Raw genomic sequence first — 18,697 nt, forward strand, 5'->3', positions numbered from 1 at the left:
AATCGTTTATTTTTTTAATACTTTTTTTAACACTTTATAAGCGGTATATGCTGGTTTATTAATTGGTTTCACAAAGTCACCAATGTATTCATAAACATCTGCATTATAACCCTTTTTAAATTTAATAACGCCAGCATCTGGTGCATCTTCAGAGAAATCTCCACTAATTCCATAGAAGTTGTAGCGATTAATATTGTGTTCTAATGCGTATTTAATCATTTCCCATTGTATTGCATAACTTCCTGCAAAATGACGATATTCATTTGATGAACCGCCTGCATAGTAAACAACTTCGAATGGATTAATGATGAAGAATCCTGCTGCGATTGGTAAAGTATCACCGTGCTCTGCCTGTAATTGTTTAGCTTCGTCTAATTTAGCTTCGTTAGCTTCTCTTTGCTGTTTCAAGTTATTAATTTTATTGATTGCTTTTTGGTTGTCTGGTTTCTTTTCTAATTCTTTTTCAGCTTTTTCAATTTCTTTATTATGTTCCTCAAAGTCTTTTTCTAATTGAGGTATATACGTTTCGAAATCTATATATGCTAACGGTATTTTAACATTGTCAAAGTATTTTAATCTGTTGTAGTAGAAGTCGTCACCGCGGTCGTCGAAATCTTTCTTCTCTGTTGTATCTTCCATAAATCTTCTAAATATAGGCATTTCATCTTTAGTTAAAAAGCGAACTTTAACACCATTTTTTTGAACTTTTTTAGTGTTACGTTTTCTCAAGTTATCCATGTTTTTAATTAATGACTTTTCGTCCATACCTTCTAAGTCCAGTACAGAATGCCATCTAATTTGATGTATTGGGTGGAAACCAGTTGTAAAACCTTGATGTTCATATCCTAAAGATTCAAATTGCTGAATTAAATTATCACGTTCAAAGCTCTTTAGAACGTTACCGTCATGATCTCTTAATTGATATGGTAAATAAGGATCAATTCTAAAGAATAATGCTTTGTTCTTTTTTAAATACGGTACGATTTTTTTAAAAAAGAAGTCAACAAGTTCTTTATTATCAAAGTCCATTACTGGCCCTCGATTCGAATAAAAATAATTAAACTTTTTCATTACTGGCACACTTGTAAGCAAACATGCAGCCAACACCTCATCTTGGTCATTCTTTACACCAACTAAATGTGTTGAAGTGCCCTCTGATGTCTTTAGTTCATAGTTACCCACTGTCTGAGTAAAATGAGCATATGGCATGTTATTAGTAAATGTTTCAAATTCACCAGTCGTTAAATTTGTAAATTTCATTTATACAATACTCCCAATCTAATATTTATGTATTTAATACAATTATACATTATTTTACCTTTATTCTAAAACAATACTCATTACTATACCATTATTTTACTTCGCACTATAGAGTTTTATGACACAAATGTATAACTAATTGGTTATGAATAAAAAGGAATAGAACTTAACTTTATACATTTACACGTTAGAGATCTTCTAAAACAAACAGAGCTGAGACATTTATGTATGTCCCAGCCTGCTTTTTCCATCACTTTATTTTTTTAAAACATTTACAATTTTTTCTGCTACTTCTTCACTTGAATTAGGATTTTGTCCGGTTACAAAATTACGATCTACTACTGTATGTGAGTCGAAATCACTACCTTTGACGAATCTTGCACCTTGTTTTTCTAATTCAGTTTGTAATAAGAATGGAACGTCTTTTTCTAATCCCATTGATTGTTCTTCACTATCTGTGAACGATGTTAATTTAACGTCGTTAACTAAATAATCGCCACTAGGTAGTTTGGCACCAATAAATGCGCTTGGTCCATGACAAACTGAACCAATCACCTTATTTTTCTCTTTATAATAAGCTAACATATTCTCTAAATCAGGATTGTTAGGGAAATCAAATACTGTCCCGTGACCACCTGGTAAGAATATGCCATCATAATTTTCAAATACGATATCTTTAATTCCGTAAGTTTGTTGAAGTTTTTCTAAAACATCATGATATTCTTTCGTTTCATCATTTTGAGTTGAATTTGGATCGATTGGCACACTACCACCACTAACTGATGCGATGTCCACTTCTATTCCATTTTTGATGAAAACTTTGTAAGGAATTGCTGCTTCTTCTAGCCATAATCCAGTTGGTTTACCATCTTTAAATTGAGATGTATTTGTTACAACCATAAGTAATTTTTTGCTCATTAGAAACACTCCTTTTCTTTTGTTACATCCGATTATACATGATGTTAACTTCTATTTCTTGTTTGAAGGGTTTGTAAACTTTATTTTTCGTCTAAAGCATTTCTAATAGACTTTATATATTCGATTGTATCCGTAGTTGGATCTTGTTCTAACCTTTTTACGATTTCACTACCTATAACAACCCCATCGCTAAACGATTTAATTTCTTTAACATGTTCCTCTGTTTTAATACCAAATCCACAAACAACAGGTACTTGAGAATGTTGTTGTATAAATTTTATTTTATCTTTAAGTGATTCATGGAATCCTCTACCATCACCTGTAGTTGCGTTCATCGTAACTGTGTAAATAAAACCTTCTGCATGTTCTGCAATTTGTTTAATTCGTTCATCACTTGATGTCATCGCAATTAAAGGTATTAATTTCACATTTGTTTTTGCTAATTTTTCTTTGAATCGTTGACCCAATTCAAATGGTAAGTCTGGAATAATTAATCCATATACATTAGCTTCATCTATACGCTCGATGAAACGTTCTACACCATAAGCATCAATTAAATTATAATAAGTCATAAATAGATATGGTGTATGTATGTCGTTTTTATGTTCGATTAATTCATCGATGATTTTATTTACATTCATACCTTGTTTAATTGCCTCTTGGCCAGCTTTCATAATTGTTGGTCCATCTGCTACAGGATCAGAAAATGGCAATCCTATTTCAATGTAGTTAGCACCATACTTATCCATTAGTTTCACATTTTCAATAAAATCTTTGTTAGCCATTATATATGGTATAAATAATTTACTCATTTTGTTCACCCTCTTGATTTTGCATATATTTTCTAATCGTTTCCATATCTTTATCACCACGTCCTGAAACTGTGACAACAATAATTTCATCTTTATCCATAGTTGGAGCTAGTTTTTCCACGTAACTTAACGCGTGAGCACTTTCGATTGCTGGAATAATGCCTTCAAGTTGAGTGAATTTAATCAATGAATCCATCGCTTCTTTATCACTTGCATTCGGATATTCTACTCGACCAATATTGTTATAATAACTATGCTCTGGTCCTACACCAGGGTAATCAAGCCCTGCTGAAATAGAGTGCGCTAATTCTATTTGTCCATTTTCATCTTGTACGAGATACATTCTTGAGCCATGTAGTACACCAGGCTTACCTTTGTTGATTGCAAGTGCGTGTTTCTTAGTATCGACACCTTTACCTGCAGCTTCTACACCATACAATTTAACTTCTTCGTCATTAACGAACGGATAGAATGTTCCAATTGCATTTGAACCTCCCCCTATACAAGCTACAACTGCATCAGGTAAACGAGATTCTTTCTCTAAAATTTGCGTTTTAATCTCTTTACCAATAACGCTTTGTAAGTCTCTTACTATAGTAGGAAATGGATGTGGTCCTAATGCTGAGCCAAGTAAATAATGTGTATCCTCAACGTTTGAAACCCAATATTGTAAAGCTTTGTTAACAGCATCTGATAAAGTACCTTGACCATCAGTAACAGGTACCACTTTAGCGCCTAGTAGTTCCATTCTAAATACGTTTAACGCTTGGCGTTCAATATCTTCTTCACCCATAAATACTATAAGTTCCATGTCAAACAAAGCAGCGATTGTGGCGCTTGCCACACCGTGTTGTCCTGCACCTGTTTCTGCAACTAATTTTCTTTTGCCCATTTTTTGAGCGATTAAAGCTTGTCCTAATGCGTTATTAATTTTATGAGCACCAGTATGGTTTAAATCTTCTCTTTTTAAATAAATTTTTGCGCCACCTAATGCTTCTGTATATCTTTTTGCATAAGTTAAAGGTGTTTCTCGACCTACATAATCTTTTAAATAAGCATTCAATGTTTTATGAAATTCTGGATCATTTTTTAATTTTTGATAAGTTTCATTTAATTCTTGAATTGCTGGCATTAGTGTTTCTGGTACATATTGCCCACCAAATTCACCAAAAAATCCTAAATCGTCAGCTTCTAATTGTATTTCATCAGCCATTTTTATCATCCCTTCAATTGTGTTAATAATGTTTTAATTTTTGAGTTGTCTTTTTTACCTTCTGTTTCAATGCCGCTAGATATGTCATACCCTATATTAGATAATTCACGTTTTTCAATTTGTTGTATCTTTTCTAAATCTAAACCACCAGCTATTAAATATGGCACATCTTCTATATGCTCCAATATAGACCAATCATAAGATTTTCCTGTCCCACCATAATCTTTCGAAGGTGTATCAATTAAAAATAAATCAACTTGTCCTTTAAATAATTGAATATTGTCTTCTAAAGAATCATTGGCTGGCAATGCTTTAAAAATTTTTATATTTGGATATTTTATTTTCACTTTTTCAATGAAATCAACTGTTTCATCACCATGAAATTGTATTGTGTTTATGGAAGTACTTTCTACTAATGCTTCTATATCTTTAATTATTGGATTCACAACAATTGCGACTTTATCGACTTTATCATCGATATCTTTACTTAAAGTGCTAATTTCTTCCACCGTTACATAGCGTTTACTTTTAGGAAAAGTGATAAAACCTATTGCATCAGCTTGATATTTAACAGCTGTTTCGATGTCCGATTTCTCTTTAAAGCCACAACATTTAATGTACATCCTGTTCACCCCTTTTTAACACTCGAATACTTGGTAGAAATGTTTCTAAATCTGGATGTTTCATTAAAGTTTCGCCGATAAGTGCGCCGTCTACACCACTTTTTGTAATTTCTACTATATCTTCTTCAGTGCGTATACCACTTTCAGAGATATACGTTACACCTTGTTTCTTCGTAGTTAATATTTCATTTGTATGTTTAACATCCGTTACAAAACGTTTTAAATCTCTATTGTTCACACCGATTAACTCGGCATTTGTTTTATGAGCAATTGCTAATTCTTCTTTATCATGTACTTCTACTAATACTTCTAAACCTTTTTGTGTCGCATATTCATATAAATCTTTCAATTGTGTTTCCGTTAATATATTAACGATTAGTAAGATAATAGAAGCACCTACTTGATGAGCTAAGTCTATTTGTCTTTTATCGATTATAAAATCTTTACACAATACTGGTAATGTTGTTTTAGTTGTTAAGCTTTGTAAACGTTCATAACTGCCATCAAAATACTTTTCATCTGTCAAAATAGAAATTGCTGAGGCACCATATTGTTCATACAATTTAATTTGTGTAGCCATATCTCTTTTAGGTATGTCTGAAACTGTTGGACTTTTTGCTTTTAATTCTGCAATGATATTCAATCTATCGTCTGTTTTTACACGATTTAAAAATGTTGTTTTATGTTGTACGTCTACTTTTTCTAATTCTTCCATCTTTGTTTCATAATAATTTGTAGCTAGTAATGATTTTTTATATTCAACGATTTCATCCAATATTGTCATATACTTGTCCTCCTACTTGATCTAGTATAGCTAGCGCTTCTTTGTTATCGATAATACTTTGAGATTTTTCTATACCTTCTTCAATCGTTTCAACTACTCCACCAATATATAATGCAAGTGCAGCGTTTAATACGACTACATCTCTTTTAGGACCATTGTCTTGACCTGATAAGATATTTAACGTGATATGTTTATTTTCTTCAGCTGTTCCACCTTTTAAAGCATCGTTTGATGCAGCTTGTAAACCAAAGTCTTCTGCGTTTATCGTATAATTTTTGATGCCTTCTTCTTGTGAAATTTCATAAATAATATTATCTCCAGATAAAGTTGCTTCATCCATTCCACCAGCACCATGTAGTACAATTGCACGTTTGCGACCTAATTTATATAGTGCTTCTGCAATAGTAGATAATTTTGATTCATCATATACACCCATCACTTGATAATCTAATTTGTAAGGATGAATCATTGGACCAATTAAATTAAAAGTAGTTGGTGTTGTGATTGTTTTTCTTACTGGTTGCACAGTTTTCATAATCGGATATGTTTCAGTAGCACTTAAAAAAGCTAAGTTTGTATCATTAACTCTTTTAGTTGCTTCATTAATTGGTGTCGTTTGAATATTTAACGCAGATAATATATCAATGCTACCCGTTTTAGATGTGATACTTTTATTACCGTGCTTCAATACTTTCAATCCAGCTGCAGCTACAACAAATGAAGCGGTAGTCGATATATTGAAACTACCTGAATGATCGCCACCTGTGCCACAAACACAAATGCTGTCTTCTATATATGGTCTATTTTGATAAGTTGTAGCTATAAGGTTTTCTGTTAAATAAGATAATTCATCAGATGTTTCACCTTTCATGCTAAGCGCAACTAAGTGAGCAACTTTCAATGAAACATCTTCTGTTTCATTCATCATTAATTGCACAAAAGATTTCATTTCTTGTTGATCTAAATTACGATATTGGATGAGTTGTTTTAATGTGTTCATTTTGTGCACCTTCCTTTGTTATATTTACAAATGTATTAATTATTTTATCTCCATTATCAGATGCAAATGATTCTGGATGATATTGTATTCCGAAATGCGGGTTAATTTGATGTTCAAACGACTGTATTGCATCGGGTGTTCTTCCTGTTATTTTTAAGCAATTAGGAAAAGATTTTTCATCACTTATGAGCGAATGATATCTCATAATATTAAAACCAGTTTCACATCCTTGATACAGTTTGGATGATTCTACAAAATCAATTTGGTCTACTTTGCCATGTTTTACTTTTTCTCCTACAATTACTTCCCCACCGTAGTAACAAGTTAATGCTTGTGCGCCTAAACAAATACCTAGTATTGGTACGTCATGATATGCTTTAATAATTTTATTTAAATGATTTGTATCTAACGGATGACCAGGACCCGGTGATATTACTAAACCGTCTATTTCCAGATCTAATGGTGCTTCATCCGGATGATGAATGATAACTTCATCATATTGCTTTATTAAATTGACTAAGTTATAAGTAAATGAATCATAATTATCTATTACTAATATCATGGCGATACCTCCAATAAACTTTTAGCTTTTATCTTCGTTTCTTGTAATTCTTTTTGTGGTACAGAATCATAAACTACACCGCATCCTGCTTCTACATTGATATACTCTGAATCAACAACCATCGTTCGAATTGTTAAAGCAAAGTCTAAATCATGATTACAATTTATATAACCAACGCCACCAGCGTATATACCTCTTTTTTGTTTTCTCGTTTCGTATATACGCGTTATAGCTCGCGTCTTCGGTGCACCTGAAACTGTGCCAGCTGGGAGTAAAGCTGTAATCATTTGAAGCGGCGTTACTTCCGCCTTAATTTCTCCTTCAACTATTGTCACAATGTGCATGACATGCTCAAATCTTTCAACTGTCATAAGTTTCGGCATATGGACTGAACCAGTTTTTGCTATTATGTTTAAATCATTTCTACCTAAATCAACAAGCATACGGTGTTCTGATAATTCTTTTTCATCGTTGATTAAAGCTTGTTCATTTGCTAAATCTTCTTCTTCTGTCTTTCCTCTTTTGTTAGTGCCTGCAATAGGATTTGTTGTAATAATTTTTCCTTCTTTTTTTATGAAACTTTCTGGTGAAGAACCTATAATCGTTCTTTCTTCATCATCGATGTAATACATATAAGGACTTGGATTTTGTCGTTTTAAATTTTTATACATCTGTAATTTCAAAGTGTCTTTATTTTCATTTTCAAAAAAGTGTTTATATTTATAAATACGAGAAGGAACAACTTGGAACATATCGCCTTTACTAATTAACGTTTTATAATATGAAACTTCTTCCATAAAAGCTTCTTCAGAAATATTCGTTTCTAAATCACCTTTTTTATGATGATTAATTTTGTTTTCAAAAAGTTTAATATTTTGAAGCTCTTCTATCATGTTGTCTAATTCTTGATTCAATGCTTGTTCGTTTCTATTACTGAAAAGGTTACTCGTTATAACAAATAAATCTTCTTTAAAATGATCAAATACATATACTGATTCAACTAGGTTAAATGAAGCGTCTGGATATTCAGATGAAACTTCTATACTTTTTAAAATTTTATTTTGATATCTAATTAAGTCGAAGCTACAATAACCAATCATTCCTGAAACAAATGGTAAATGTTTAAGTGGTTCTGGAATATTATCTGCTTTCATTTCATTAATAAATTGTTCTAATGCTTCATAAGGTCCATCATGTGTAACCGATTCTTGTCCGTTTATATTTATTTGAAAATACTCATCAAAAAGGTTCACTTTACCGATTGCATCAAAAGCTACAATTGAAAATCTACCTTTCATTTGATTCGTACTCGCACTTTCTAATATCATTTTCTTCTTATCAATTTGTCCTAATGTTTCTGGTGTAACATCAGCATTTAATCTTTTATATTTTATGTTCATCCTCTTTACCTCCTAAATAAAAAAACCGCGCAACAACATCCTATACAACAGGACGCTTTTGCGCGGTACCACCTTCATTAATAAGTTAACACTTATTCACTCATTCTATATTTAGCTTTAACTACATGATCCCCAATTCTAAATTTAAGTGTGTTAGTTTCCATCAACCACTAACTTTCTTTAACTACATTCTTAAATTTATACTTATGACCACTGATATTTTTCTATACAAAAAAGACACCACAGTAACGCATTCTGTAAGGACGCGTTACCGTGGTGCCACCTTAGTTAACATTCATTTTCATGTTCACTTTAAAAATCACATTAAATTTTATAATTTGAAAGCCCAATTCTCTCACTGTGTGCAGTGCTAATTTACATCAACCATTAGCTTTCTGATTACTACTAACATCACGAGATACTTATCTTTCAAATTCCGACAATTGCTTATCGGATTAATTTAAATACACTATACGAGATATTTTTTTTAAAGTCAACCCTTAATATTTAAATTAACTGTTAATTTCGGATAAGCAATAAGCTCTTAATAACTTTTCACTTTCTAAAATAGAATCTTCGTGTGTACGTTCTAAAGCGTGAGAAGACTCTATTCCAGGGCCAAATAACCCGTGACGAATATCTGCTCCAGCACGTAAAGCTGCTGATGCATCTGATGCATAATATGGATAAATATCTAATTTATATTTAATATCATTTTCTTTGCATAAATCAACAAAATGATTTCTTAATCCAACATGATATGGCCCAGAACCATCTTTTACACAAATGGATACTGTATATTCATCTGAAGCTTGTCCATCTCCTAGAGCACCCATATCAAATGCTATTAATTCAACGACTTTATCAGTAATATTTGAGTTTGCACCATAGCCTATTTCTTCGTTATTTGAAATATAAAATTGAGTCGTATGTGGTAATTCGACATTTTCTTCTTTTAAATATTTTAAAAATTGAATAATCATCGCGACGCTTGCTTTGTCATCAAGGTGTCTAGATTTAACAAATCCTGAAGCAGTATGTTCAAAGCGAGGTTCAAAGCTAACAGAATCACCAATCTCAATCCCTAAATTTCTAGTGTCATCTGCTGAAAATACTTTTTCATCTATTCTTACTTCCATATGCTCAGCATCTCGAGGGATTTCAGTATTATTTTTATAAACGTGAACGCTTGTTTCATGTAAACATATTGTGCCTGATATTTCTAATCCACTTTGTGTCGTAATTGTACAATATTCCCCTTCGATAGCATTCCAACTAAATCCACCTATTAAATCTAATTTTAATCGGCCGTCTTCTTTTATATCTTTTACAATCGCACCGAGTGTATCAACATGTGCAGTAATAACACGTTGTTTATCATCATTTTTACCAGGTACATTAATTAATAATCCACCTTTATGTGTTAAACTTGTTTCATAATTAAGTGCTTCAGCGAATTTTTGGCAATATTCAATTGCTGGATCTGCAAAACCTGATGGACTATTAATATTAACAAGTTCTTTAATTGTTACGATTGTATCATTTACATTGATTGTCATTTTCTCCACTCCCTACTTATTTCATATTAATTAATATTTTAAACTTTTATAGAAATAAATCAATAACACTTGCTTTCATACACTAACTTGCTTTAAACTATTAAAGTATTGGAGGGATTTTATGCAACGTATATTTATAGTAGGACTAGGTTTAATTGGAGGAAGTTTAATACAAAATATTAAATTTCATCATCCACACATACATATAACAGGTTTTGACTGTTTTGATAAATTTTCAGAGATTGCCTACTCTATGGGCATCATTAACGAAGTTGCACATGATTTTGATTCAGCTGCAAGTGAAGCTGACTTAATTATTTTGGCAACACCCGTTCAACAATCAATAGAGTACAGTAAAAGATTATTAAACATTGATACGAAACCTGGCCTTATCGTCACAGATACAGGCAGTACAAAACTTGGTTTAAGTACACTTGAATCAAAATTATTAAATAAAGATGTTCATTTAATTGGCGGACATCCTATGGCAGGTAGTCATAAATCTGGTGTTGTAAACGCTAAGAAACACCTATTTGAAAATGCTTATTATGTCTTGATATATGACCAAGTTGAGAATGAAGCGGCTCATAGTGAAGTTAAACATTTATTAGAACCAACTAAAGCAAAATTTATTAAGATGTCTGCAAAAGAGCATGATTATGTTACCGGCGTAGTTAGTCATTTCCCTCATATTATCGCTTCTAGCCTTATTCATATGAATGAAGAAAATACACAAGTTTCAGAATATGTAAAAACGCTAGCTGCCGGAGGTTTTCGTGATATTACTCGCATAGCGAGTAGCAATGCGGATATGTGGAGAGATATTACTTTAGAAAATAAAGACCATCTTGTAACGTTAATGAATAATTGGATTGAACAAATGGAACAGACGAAAGAAGTTATCGAAGAAGGAAATCCAAGTTTAATTCGTGACTTTTTCCAATCTGCAAAAGAATATCGTGACAACTTGCCTGTTAAAGAACAAGGTGCCTTGACTTCTACTTTTGATTTATACGTAGATATCCCAGATAAACCAGGTATGATCAGTGAAGTTACGAGAATTTTAGGTCAACAGCATATTTCCATTACGAACATTAGAATTTTAGAAATTAGAGAAGATATCATGGGTGCATTGCGACTTAGTTTTAAATCAAATAATGATCGTGATAGAGCTATAGAAGCATTGAATACTTTCGATACATATACTTTGTAATGGGCGATATTAAATTTTGATGATATAATATCACTATTGTATTGAAAGGGAAGATGACTGTGAAACTTAAACAAATCAGTAAGAATGTATATATATTACCTTTTGATAGTCATAGAGATAGACCTAATTTAGGATATATACATGGAGAAAAATATAGCATGTTAATAGATACAGGTAATTCGCCTGCACATTTGACAGAAATGCTAAATGAAATAGAAAAACTTAATTTACCTCAACCGAAAGTAGCGTTAATTACGCATTGGCATTGGGACCATACTTTTGCTATGCATGCATTTAATGGTATAACAATTGCAGAAAAAGAAACAGATTTAACATTAACTAAATTAAAACAATGGCAATGGACACCCGAAGCAATGGCAAAACGCTTAAACTCTGGTGAAGAATGTAAATTCTGTGATACACATATTAAAATCGAGTATGATGATATTTCAAAAATTAAAGTAGTTAATGCAGATATGACATTCGAAGATCATTGTTCATTTGATTTAGGTAATGTAACGCTAGAAGTACAACGCATTGTAAATCCCCATTCAGAAGACGGTGTAGTTGCTTATGTTCAAGAAGACAAAATATTGTTCGCTGGAGATGCCGATACCGGTGATTTCTACTTATTAGACGGTGGATACGACAAAGAAAAATACTATCATTATATTAAAACAGTAGAACAATATGACTATCAAACATATATTCATGGTCACTTAGAACCACTTAGTAAAGAAGGCATTAAAGAAGAACGATTAAATATAGAAGAAGAGTACTTATGAATAAAAACACAAATCTTAACTCAAAATAAATAAGCATATCACTTAACTGATTATTTCAGTTTGAAAGTGATATGCTTATTTTTTTATACAATCTACGATTTTGTTCGTGCATGCTTGCCTAGGGTATGGTTCGAGCCTATAGTCTCTCACTCATACTATTCCCTCAGGCGTCAGCACTTTACAAAATCGTAGAAAATATCGCGCTAACAGGCTTGTTTACTACCACTAGCTCGTTAGACAATGTAACGGGCTTGTTTAAAATTTCTTGCTCGTTAGAGTATCTGTCCTCTTCTTATTCACTACAAAGTTTGTGAAACTTGTTTAGTGTAATACATTGTATTAACAAGATACAGCAGAATCATAAGTGTTACTGAGAAAAATTGATTATCATGTGAAGCCAATGAATATATAGATGCTAAAGCGATAATCGCAATGATGATTTGTTGATTCAGTGAATATGTTTTTTGTAATGCTAGCAATGTAATATACTGTTCACCACTATCCATCATATTTATAAGTTTTTCGTTTAACTTTTTATCGCCTGGCTTTGGATAATTACGTTCTGGATATAATTTTCTCATGGCAGACATGTGCATATATGTTAATGGTGCTGTTACAAATAGTGTTACTACTACCATTAACGTAGATAAAATACTTACTTCTTCTGCCATATTTATCGTTATATTTAAAATAGATAAAGCAATTGCAGTATTAATACCTAAAATGACTGGAGCTAAAATTAACGTTCGCTCAATCTGAATTTCTATTTCATCTTCATTATCAATATTTGTTTCTGTCTCTCTTAATCTTTGTGCTTTTTTATATACATTAAGTAGAGCGATTACTAGAATAATATATATAATAGCCAACACTACACTTGTTATATCTGTTTGCATTTTTGATAATTTAAATTCAAACAGTTCATAATTATTGCTTAGTACAACCGATGTTAATCCACCTATAATACCGCCTATTATTAAATATAATAACAAGTTACCAAATAACATGATTTTACTCTTTTTCATAGTTCTTCCTCCTCGAATATGAAAACTTCTTCAACGTTTTCTTTCAGTATTCTAGCTATTCTTACAGCAGTCAGTATTGATGGCATAAAATTATTACGTTCTATTAATGAAACAGTTTGTCTAGAAATACCTGCTTTTTTAGCAAGCTCCGTCTGGTTATAACCCTCACGTGCTCTTAATTCTTTTACTCTATTCTTCATTAAACCACCTACCTACGACATCTAATATACATTATTATAGTCATTTTGACAAGTATATTAGTCAAAATGACCACTTTTATATACAAAAAGAGGATGAGACATAAAGATGTCTCACCCTTTCAACTCTTATTGGATTTTCTATGACATTAATCCAACTAACCACACTTTTATTGGATTTTCTATGACATTAATCCAACTACAATAAAAAACTATTACTATCCTTATATTTAACATTTTCATTTTATTACTTACGATAAATCAGTCGGAATATTTGTTCTGACTGTTGTTCTATTAAACTTTGTGCATTTTTAATAGCATATTCTAAACTAACTGGTTTTGTAGTAATACTGAATGCTGCTGTTAACCCTTGATTATGTAATTCTGATAAATCACTTTCTACAGAACCTCCTATTGCAATAACTGGAATATTATAATCAGAGGCTACTTTACAAATTCCTGAAATAACTTTTCCTCCTGCTGTTTGACCGTCAATTTTACCTTCTCCTGTAAATATATAGTCAAAGTTTTGCGTTCTTATAAGGTCGTGAAAATTCACAAAATCTATTACAAGTTCGATACCTCTTTCAATATTTGTATTCAAGAAAGCCATTAATCCACCAGCTGTTCCTCCAGCTGCACCAGCACCTTCTATTTCTTTAATAAAAATATTTTTATCTTTTTCAATGACATGAGCAAAATGATTCAAAGCATGATCTAATTCCATTACTTGTTCGTATGTAGCACCTTTTTGCGGTCCAAAAATATGGCTTGCACCTTGTTTGCCGACAAAAACATTCGTTACATCACAAGCAATATCAAAATGTGCATTTTTTAAATTTGTTAATACTTGAGACTCATCTATCGATTCAATATCTTTTAAATGTATGCCTCCAAATTTAATTTCTTGTTTGTTTTTATCTAAAAATCGATAACCTAATGCTTGTAATATCCCCACACCTGCATCATTCGTAGCACTTCCACCTAAACATATGATAAAGTGCTTTATTCCTTTTTCAAGAGCATCTTTAATGAGTAATCCTGTACCGTAAGTCGTTGTCACATAAGGATTTAATTCATCAGCCGACAGCAAATCAATACCAGAACTTGTCGCTAATTCAATTATCGCCGTTTGCCCATCACCTGTAATACCATAATCAGCTTTCATTTCTCTATTCAAGGGATCTCTACTATTAATAGTCTTTATTGTGCCATTTGTTGCTTGCACAAGGTTTATCATAGTACCTTCTCCACCATCAGCCATAGGTAGTAATTCAGTTTCTACTGTAGAATCAACTTTATGAATACCCGACTCAATTGCTTTAGCAGCATTTAAAGCATCAATACTTCCCTTAAAAGAATCGGGTGAAATTAAAACTTTCATTTTCGCACCTCATTTATATTCACTTTATATCTTATGATACATAAAATAATTAAAATTGTAACTTTGTTTAATAAAACGGGAAGAAAATTGGCAGTAATATCATTGAAATAATAATAGATAATATGATTAAAGGAATACCTGCGATAGCATAATCTTTAAATTTAAATCCACCGAGACCATACACCATTGTATTTGCTGGCATACCAATTGGTGTTGCAAATGCTAAAGATCCACCAATAACTGTTGCCATTACTACAGCACTTGGATCTGCTCCCATACCATTTGCTATAGATAAACTAATTGGTACTAACAAAGCTGTTGTAGCAGTATTCGACATAAAGTTTGTCATCACTGCAGATAATACTAAAATTACAAATAACAATACATAGGGGGAAGGATTTTTACCAAGTGTATTTATTAATACATTAGCTATTTCTTTACCTGCTCCTGATACATCTATTCCTTTTGCTAAAGCAAGTGATCCAACAAATAGAAGTATTGTATTCATATCTATAGTTTTCATTGCTTTTTTCTCTGTTATAACTCTCGTTGCTACAAGTATTAATGCTCCAATCCATGCTGATATATATAATGGTATACCAATTTGTTTTTCAAATATCATTGCAATAACAGTTAAAATTAATACACCTAATGCTACAATTTGCTTCCATTTAGGTACATTTGAATAGTCAACTTGTTGTGCATATATAGAATCTTCATCTAGATCTGTCTCTTCTCTTTTTGGAAGTAACTTACGACCAATTATTGCGAAATATAAAATACCAATTATTAATATTGGTAATCCTACTTTTGCATATTCAAAAAAGCCAAAGCCTTCCCCTATTTTTTTTAATGACGACTGAGCAATCATATTACCTGGAGCACCAATCAAACTTAAATTTCCTCCCATCGCTGCTGCGAATACTAGAGGTAGTAATAAGGTAGAACGCGAAAATCCAGCTTTAGCTGCAATTCCAATAACAACAGGAATCAACACTGCTGCTGTTCCAGTATTAGATAATACCCCTGACATTAAACCTGTTATTAACATTACTGCTACAATTAATTGCTTTTCTGTTTTGGCGAATTTTGTAACGATGCCTCCTATTTGCTGAGCCATCCCAGTTTCAAAAAATGCTCCCCCTACTATAAACATCGCCATAAATAAAAGTACATTACTATCTACAAATCCTGCAAACGCCTCTTCTGCTGTTAGAACATCTGTTAAAACTAAACCTACTGCAACAATCATAGCAGTAATAGACAAGGGTATTTTCTCCCCAGCAAACATGATAATTGCAAATACTAAAAATATTAGCGTGATTATTGATGCATCCATAAATAAAATCCCCCTTCAAATTTATGTTAGCGTTTTCATTTTTTCTAATCTTACATTAACGTATACATTAAGTCAATTAATTTATTTAATATACGATTAAATTCATCATAAATTGACTTTAATGTATACGTTGTTTGATAATGAGTTTATAACAAAGGAAAAGGAGAGATAATATGAATACGAAAAATACATTTAAGATTGCAGTAATACCTGGCGATGGAATTGGTAAAGAAGTTATTAATGAAGGCATTCGTGTTTTAAATCACTTATCAGAACAATCAAACGGTAAATTTTCATTTGAGTATGATTATTTTCCTTGGGGATGTGAATATTATTTAGAACATGAGAAAATGATGGCCGAAGATGGTTTAGAACAAATAAAAAATCATGATGCAATTTATTTTGGAGCAGTGGGTTTTCCTAATGTTCCGGATCATATTAGTTTGTGGGGGCTTCGCATAGCCATTTGTCAAGGCTTTGACCAATGGGCAAACATTCGACCAGTTGAATTTTTACCTGGAGTAAAAAGTAAACTTAATCATCCCGATGTTGAATCATTAAACTGGGTATTAATACGCGAAAATTCGGAAGGAGAATATTCAGGTATTGGTGGAAGAAACTTTACTGGTAGAGGTCCCGGTAATGAAGTAGCAGTACAATCTTCATTATTTACTGAAAAAGGCTGTGAACGTATTATCAGATTTGCTTTTGAAACTGCTAAAAAGAGAAAGCGTAAGAAAGTAACAAGCGTAACTAAAAGTAATGCTCAACAATATGGTATGGTGCTATGGGATGAAGTCTTTGAACGTGTAAGTAAAGAATACCCTGAGGTTGAAACTGATCAATGGTTAGTAGATGCTATGGCAGCAAACTTTGTGCTTCACCCCGAAGATTTAGAAGTGGTTGTAGCATCAAACTTATTAGCAGATATTTTATCTGATTTAGGTAGTGCTTTAGCTGGTAGTTTAGGTATTGCAGCTAGTGCTAACTTAAATCCTGACGGAAGATATCCTAGTATGTTTGAATCAGTTCATGGCTCTGCGCCAGATATTGCTGGACAGGGAATTGCAAACCCTATTGGTGCTATTGGAAGTGCGGCATTAATGTTAGATAATTTCGGTCTCAAAGATGAAGCAATGCAATTAAATAACGCTATAAAAAAAGCAACTGATTCTGGCGCACTTACTCAAGATATAGGAGGAGACACTACAACTGAAGAAATGACTAATGCTATCATACAAAATTTAAATTCCAAAATTGTAAAATAATAGATTAGATAAATAACTTCTATTCATATTTGATAAAACGTCTTTCTGGTATAATATACTTAGCTAATATACGAGATAGACGTTTTTTTTATTGTTTAATTTTGGAGGAGATTTTATGTCAAACGACGAACTAATTGAATATCAAAAATTGAAAGTCACATTAAATCAAATAGCTGAGCAGATTGATGAACAACGCTTACCTATTCGTGCTTATCATATTATTCGGATTGCTATAAAACAATTGAAATTAAAACCTGGTCAAACATTATTAGAACGAGAAATTGCTGAAGTTCTAGAGATGAGTCGTACTCCTGTTAGAGAGGCATTAGTTAGATTACAGACTGAGGGTTTACTCACACTCGTTCCTAGAAAAGGATTTATTATCAACCCGATAAAAAAGCAAGATTTAAAAGAGATTTATGAAATTACTGAAAGTTTAGATGGATTAGCAGTAGAATTAGCTACCTCAAAAATAACTCAAGAAAACATTAATCATTTAAAACATCTTGTATCTCTCCAACAAGAAAGTCTTGATCGAAATGATTTATATAATTGGTCTATTCTAGATGACCAATTTCATGCTGATTTAATTAGTTTTGCACAAAATACTAGACTAAGCAGTGTAATTAATATACATGCTGATCAATTATACAGAGCTAGATTATATACAATCAATAACCGCCCTATACCTTACCAATCTATTGTGGAACATCGTGCTATTATAGCTTGTATGGAAGCTAAAGATAAAAATGCGGCTAGATTTGCTATGCAATCACATAGAAATAGAGCTTGGGAAGAGATAGCTGAGACTTTAGAGGAATAACTAAAAAGCACACCGACTTTATAGTCGATGTGCTTTTTTATATTATTTATTCTTGATGGGTATATGAAAAATCCCAACCTATTCCAAATTTATCAATAACTTTAGCATAGGTTTGACCCCAAAACATTTTATCAAGTTCTACTTGTACTTGACCTTCTTTTTTAAATATTTCATAAACTTCTTTAATTTGCTCTTCTTGTTCAAAATCTAAAACAACATATATATTATGGTTCTTATTGAGAGACTCGTCATTATTAGGAACATCTGAAAACATTAATATATGACCATTTACCTCTAATTGTGCATGCAAAATTCTCTTAGGATCTTCTGCTGTTATGCCAGCATCTCCATATGTTTGTGATTCTCTTACACTTCCGTCTAGCGCTTCACTATAAAATGCCAATGCTTCTTCGCAAGTTCCGTTAAAGTAAAGATAAGGTGTAACTTGTTTAATCACATGCACCACTCCCCATATTTGATTATCGGTCAAAATTAAGTATATAAATGTGTGTGTAGTTTGTCAAATATTATA

The 18,697-nt window shown here is 32.0% G+C and carries 19 protein-coding genes; 4 read left to right on the forward strand and 15 right to left on the reverse strand.

What is annotated here, in order from left to right; genetic code table 11:
- Nucleotides 1–6: 6 nt before the first annotated feature.
- From LQ682_RS04995 to LQ682_RS05040, 10 genes are all read right to left on the reverse strand, one after another.
- Nucleotides 7–1,260 (reverse strand): aminoacyltransferase, encoded by a 1,254-nt coding sequence (locus tag LQ682_RS04995; RefSeq protein ID WP_070045220.1) that lies wholly within the window; start codon nucleotides 1,258–1,260, stop codon nucleotides 7–9.
- 255 nt (nucleotides 1,261–1,515) lie between these two features.
- Nucleotides 1,516–2,178 (reverse strand): type 1 glutamine amidotransferase domain-containing protein, encoded by a 663-nt coding sequence (locus tag LQ682_RS05000; protein WP_182093930.1) that lies wholly within the window; start codon nucleotides 2,176–2,178, stop codon nucleotides 1,516–1,518.
- An 80-nt stretch (nucleotides 2,179–2,258) separates the two neighbouring features.
- Nucleotides 2,259–2,990 carry a tryptophan synthase subunit alpha gene (gene trpA, locus LQ682_RS05005; RefSeq protein ID WP_064205251.1) on the reverse strand — a complete coding sequence of 244 codons (732 nt, stop codon included), beginning with the start codon at nucleotides 2,988–2,990 and terminating at the stop codon, nucleotides 2,259–2,261.
- Complete coding sequence (gene trpB / locus LQ682_RS05010) at nucleotides 2,983–4,203, reverse strand: tryptophan synthase subunit beta (protein ID WP_016999556.1); 1,221 nt, start codon at nucleotides 4,201–4,203, stop codon at nucleotides 2,983–2,985. Before trpB ends, trpA begins: the two co-directional genes overlap by 8 nt.
- Before the next feature lie 5 nt (nucleotides 4,204–4,208).
- Complete coding sequence (locus LQ682_RS05015; protein WP_016999555.1) at nucleotides 4,209–4,826, reverse strand: phosphoribosylanthranilate isomerase; 618 nt, start codon at nucleotides 4,824–4,826, stop codon at nucleotides 4,209–4,211.
- Nucleotides 4,816–5,610: an indole-3-glycerol phosphate synthase TrpC gene (gene trpC, locus LQ682_RS05020; RefSeq protein WP_016999554.1), complete on the reverse strand. Its 795-nt coding sequence runs from the start codon at nucleotides 5,608–5,610 to the stop codon at nucleotides 4,816–4,818. Before trpC ends, LQ682_RS05015 begins: the two co-directional genes overlap by 11 nt.
- Nucleotides 5,594–6,610, reverse strand: a complete 1,017-nt coding sequence (gene trpD / locus LQ682_RS05025; RefSeq protein ID WP_016999553.1) for an anthranilate phosphoribosyltransferase — start codon at nucleotides 6,608–6,610, stop codon at nucleotides 5,594–5,596. The genes trpC and trpD overlap by 17 nt, the downstream gene beginning before the upstream one ends.
- Nucleotides 6,576–7,172 carry an anthranilate synthase component II gene (locus LQ682_RS05030; RefSeq protein ID WP_016999552.1) on the reverse strand — a complete coding sequence of 199 codons (597 nt, stop codon included), beginning with the start codon at nucleotides 7,170–7,172 and terminating at the stop codon, nucleotides 6,576–6,578. Before LQ682_RS05030 ends, trpD begins: the two co-directional genes overlap by 35 nt.
- Entirely contained in the window at nucleotides 7,169–8,572 is a 1,404-nt protein-coding gene (locus LQ682_RS05035; protein ID WP_016999551.1) for an anthranilate synthase component I, read from the reverse strand. Before LQ682_RS05035 ends, LQ682_RS05030 begins: the two co-directional genes overlap by 4 nt.
- A gap of 512 nt (nucleotides 8,573–9,084) precedes the next feature.
- Nucleotides 9,085–10,131, reverse strand: a complete 1,047-nt coding sequence (locus tag LQ682_RS05040; protein ID WP_016999550.1) for a M42 family metallopeptidase — start codon at nucleotides 10,129–10,131, stop codon at nucleotides 9,085–9,087.
- Nucleotides 10,132–10,252: 121 nt separating this feature from the next.
- On the opposite strand from LQ682_RS05040, the gene LQ682_RS05045 reads away from it, so the two are divergent.
- Both LQ682_RS05045 and LQ682_RS05050 read left to right on the forward strand, forming a co-directional pair.
- Nucleotides 10,253–11,344, forward strand: coding sequence for a prephenate dehydrogenase (locus LQ682_RS05045; RefSeq protein WP_239723964.1), 1,092 nt, complete (start codon nucleotides 10,253–10,255; stop codon nucleotides 11,342–11,344).
- Between the two features lie 53 nt (nucleotides 11,345–11,397).
- Complete coding sequence (locus LQ682_RS05050) at nucleotides 11,398–12,129, forward strand: MBL fold metallo-hydrolase (protein WP_237714341.1); 732 nt, start codon at nucleotides 11,398–11,400, stop codon at nucleotides 12,127–12,129.
- A 299-nt stretch (nucleotides 12,130–12,428) separates the two neighbouring features.
- Here LQ682_RS05050 and LQ682_RS05055 read toward each other — a convergent pair whose 3' ends face one another.
- The 4 genes from LQ682_RS05055 to LQ682_RS05070 form a co-directional block, all read right to left on the reverse strand.
- A complete protein-coding gene (locus LQ682_RS05055; protein ID WP_016999560.1) occupies nucleotides 12,429–13,154 on the reverse strand; it encodes a DUF3169 family protein in 726 nt (241 codons plus the stop codon).
- Nucleotides 13,151–13,354, reverse strand: a complete 204-nt coding sequence (locus tag LQ682_RS05060; protein ID WP_016999561.1) for a helix-turn-helix transcriptional regulator — start codon at nucleotides 13,352–13,354, stop codon at nucleotides 13,151–13,153. The genes LQ682_RS05055 and LQ682_RS05060 overlap by 4 nt, the downstream gene beginning before the upstream one ends.
- 244 nt (nucleotides 13,355–13,598) lie before the next feature.
- Nucleotides 13,599–14,735: a glycerate kinase family protein gene (locus tag LQ682_RS05065; protein WP_016999562.1), complete on the reverse strand. Its 1,137-nt coding sequence runs from the start codon at nucleotides 14,733–14,735 to the stop codon at nucleotides 13,599–13,601.
- Nucleotides 14,736–14,802: 67 nt separating this feature from the next.
- Nucleotides 14,803–16,074: an SLC13 family permease gene (locus LQ682_RS05070; protein WP_016999563.1), complete on the reverse strand. Its 1,272-nt coding sequence runs from the start codon at nucleotides 16,072–16,074 to the stop codon at nucleotides 14,803–14,805.
- Between the two features lie 173 nt (nucleotides 16,075–16,247).
- Between LQ682_RS05070 and LQ682_RS05075 the strand changes: the two genes are divergently transcribed.
- Both LQ682_RS05075 and LQ682_RS05080 read left to right on the forward strand, forming a co-directional pair.
- Nucleotides 16,248–17,342, forward strand: a complete 1,095-nt coding sequence (locus LQ682_RS05075; protein WP_016999564.1) for a tartrate dehydrogenase — start codon at nucleotides 16,248–16,250, stop codon at nucleotides 17,340–17,342.
- Nucleotides 17,343–17,457: 115 nt separating this feature from the next.
- Nucleotides 17,458–18,165 (forward strand): GntR family transcriptional regulator, encoded by a 708-nt coding sequence (locus LQ682_RS05080; protein ID WP_135020192.1) that lies wholly within the window; start codon nucleotides 17,458–17,460, stop codon nucleotides 18,163–18,165.
- Between the two features lie 46 nt (nucleotides 18,166–18,211).
- Here the strand turns inward: LQ682_RS05080 and LQ682_RS05085 are convergent, their stop codons facing one another.
- Nucleotides 18,212–18,622 (reverse strand): VOC family protein, encoded by a 411-nt coding sequence (locus LQ682_RS05085; RefSeq protein WP_016999566.1) that lies wholly within the window; start codon nucleotides 18,620–18,622, stop codon nucleotides 18,212–18,214.
- Between the last annotated feature and the right edge of the window lie 75 nt (nucleotides 18,623–18,697).

Source organism: Mammaliicoccus sp. A-M4 (assembly GCF_022386955.1).
GTDB lineage: Bacteria > Bacillota > Bacilli > Staphylococcales > Staphylococcaceae > Mammaliicoccus > Mammaliicoccus lentus.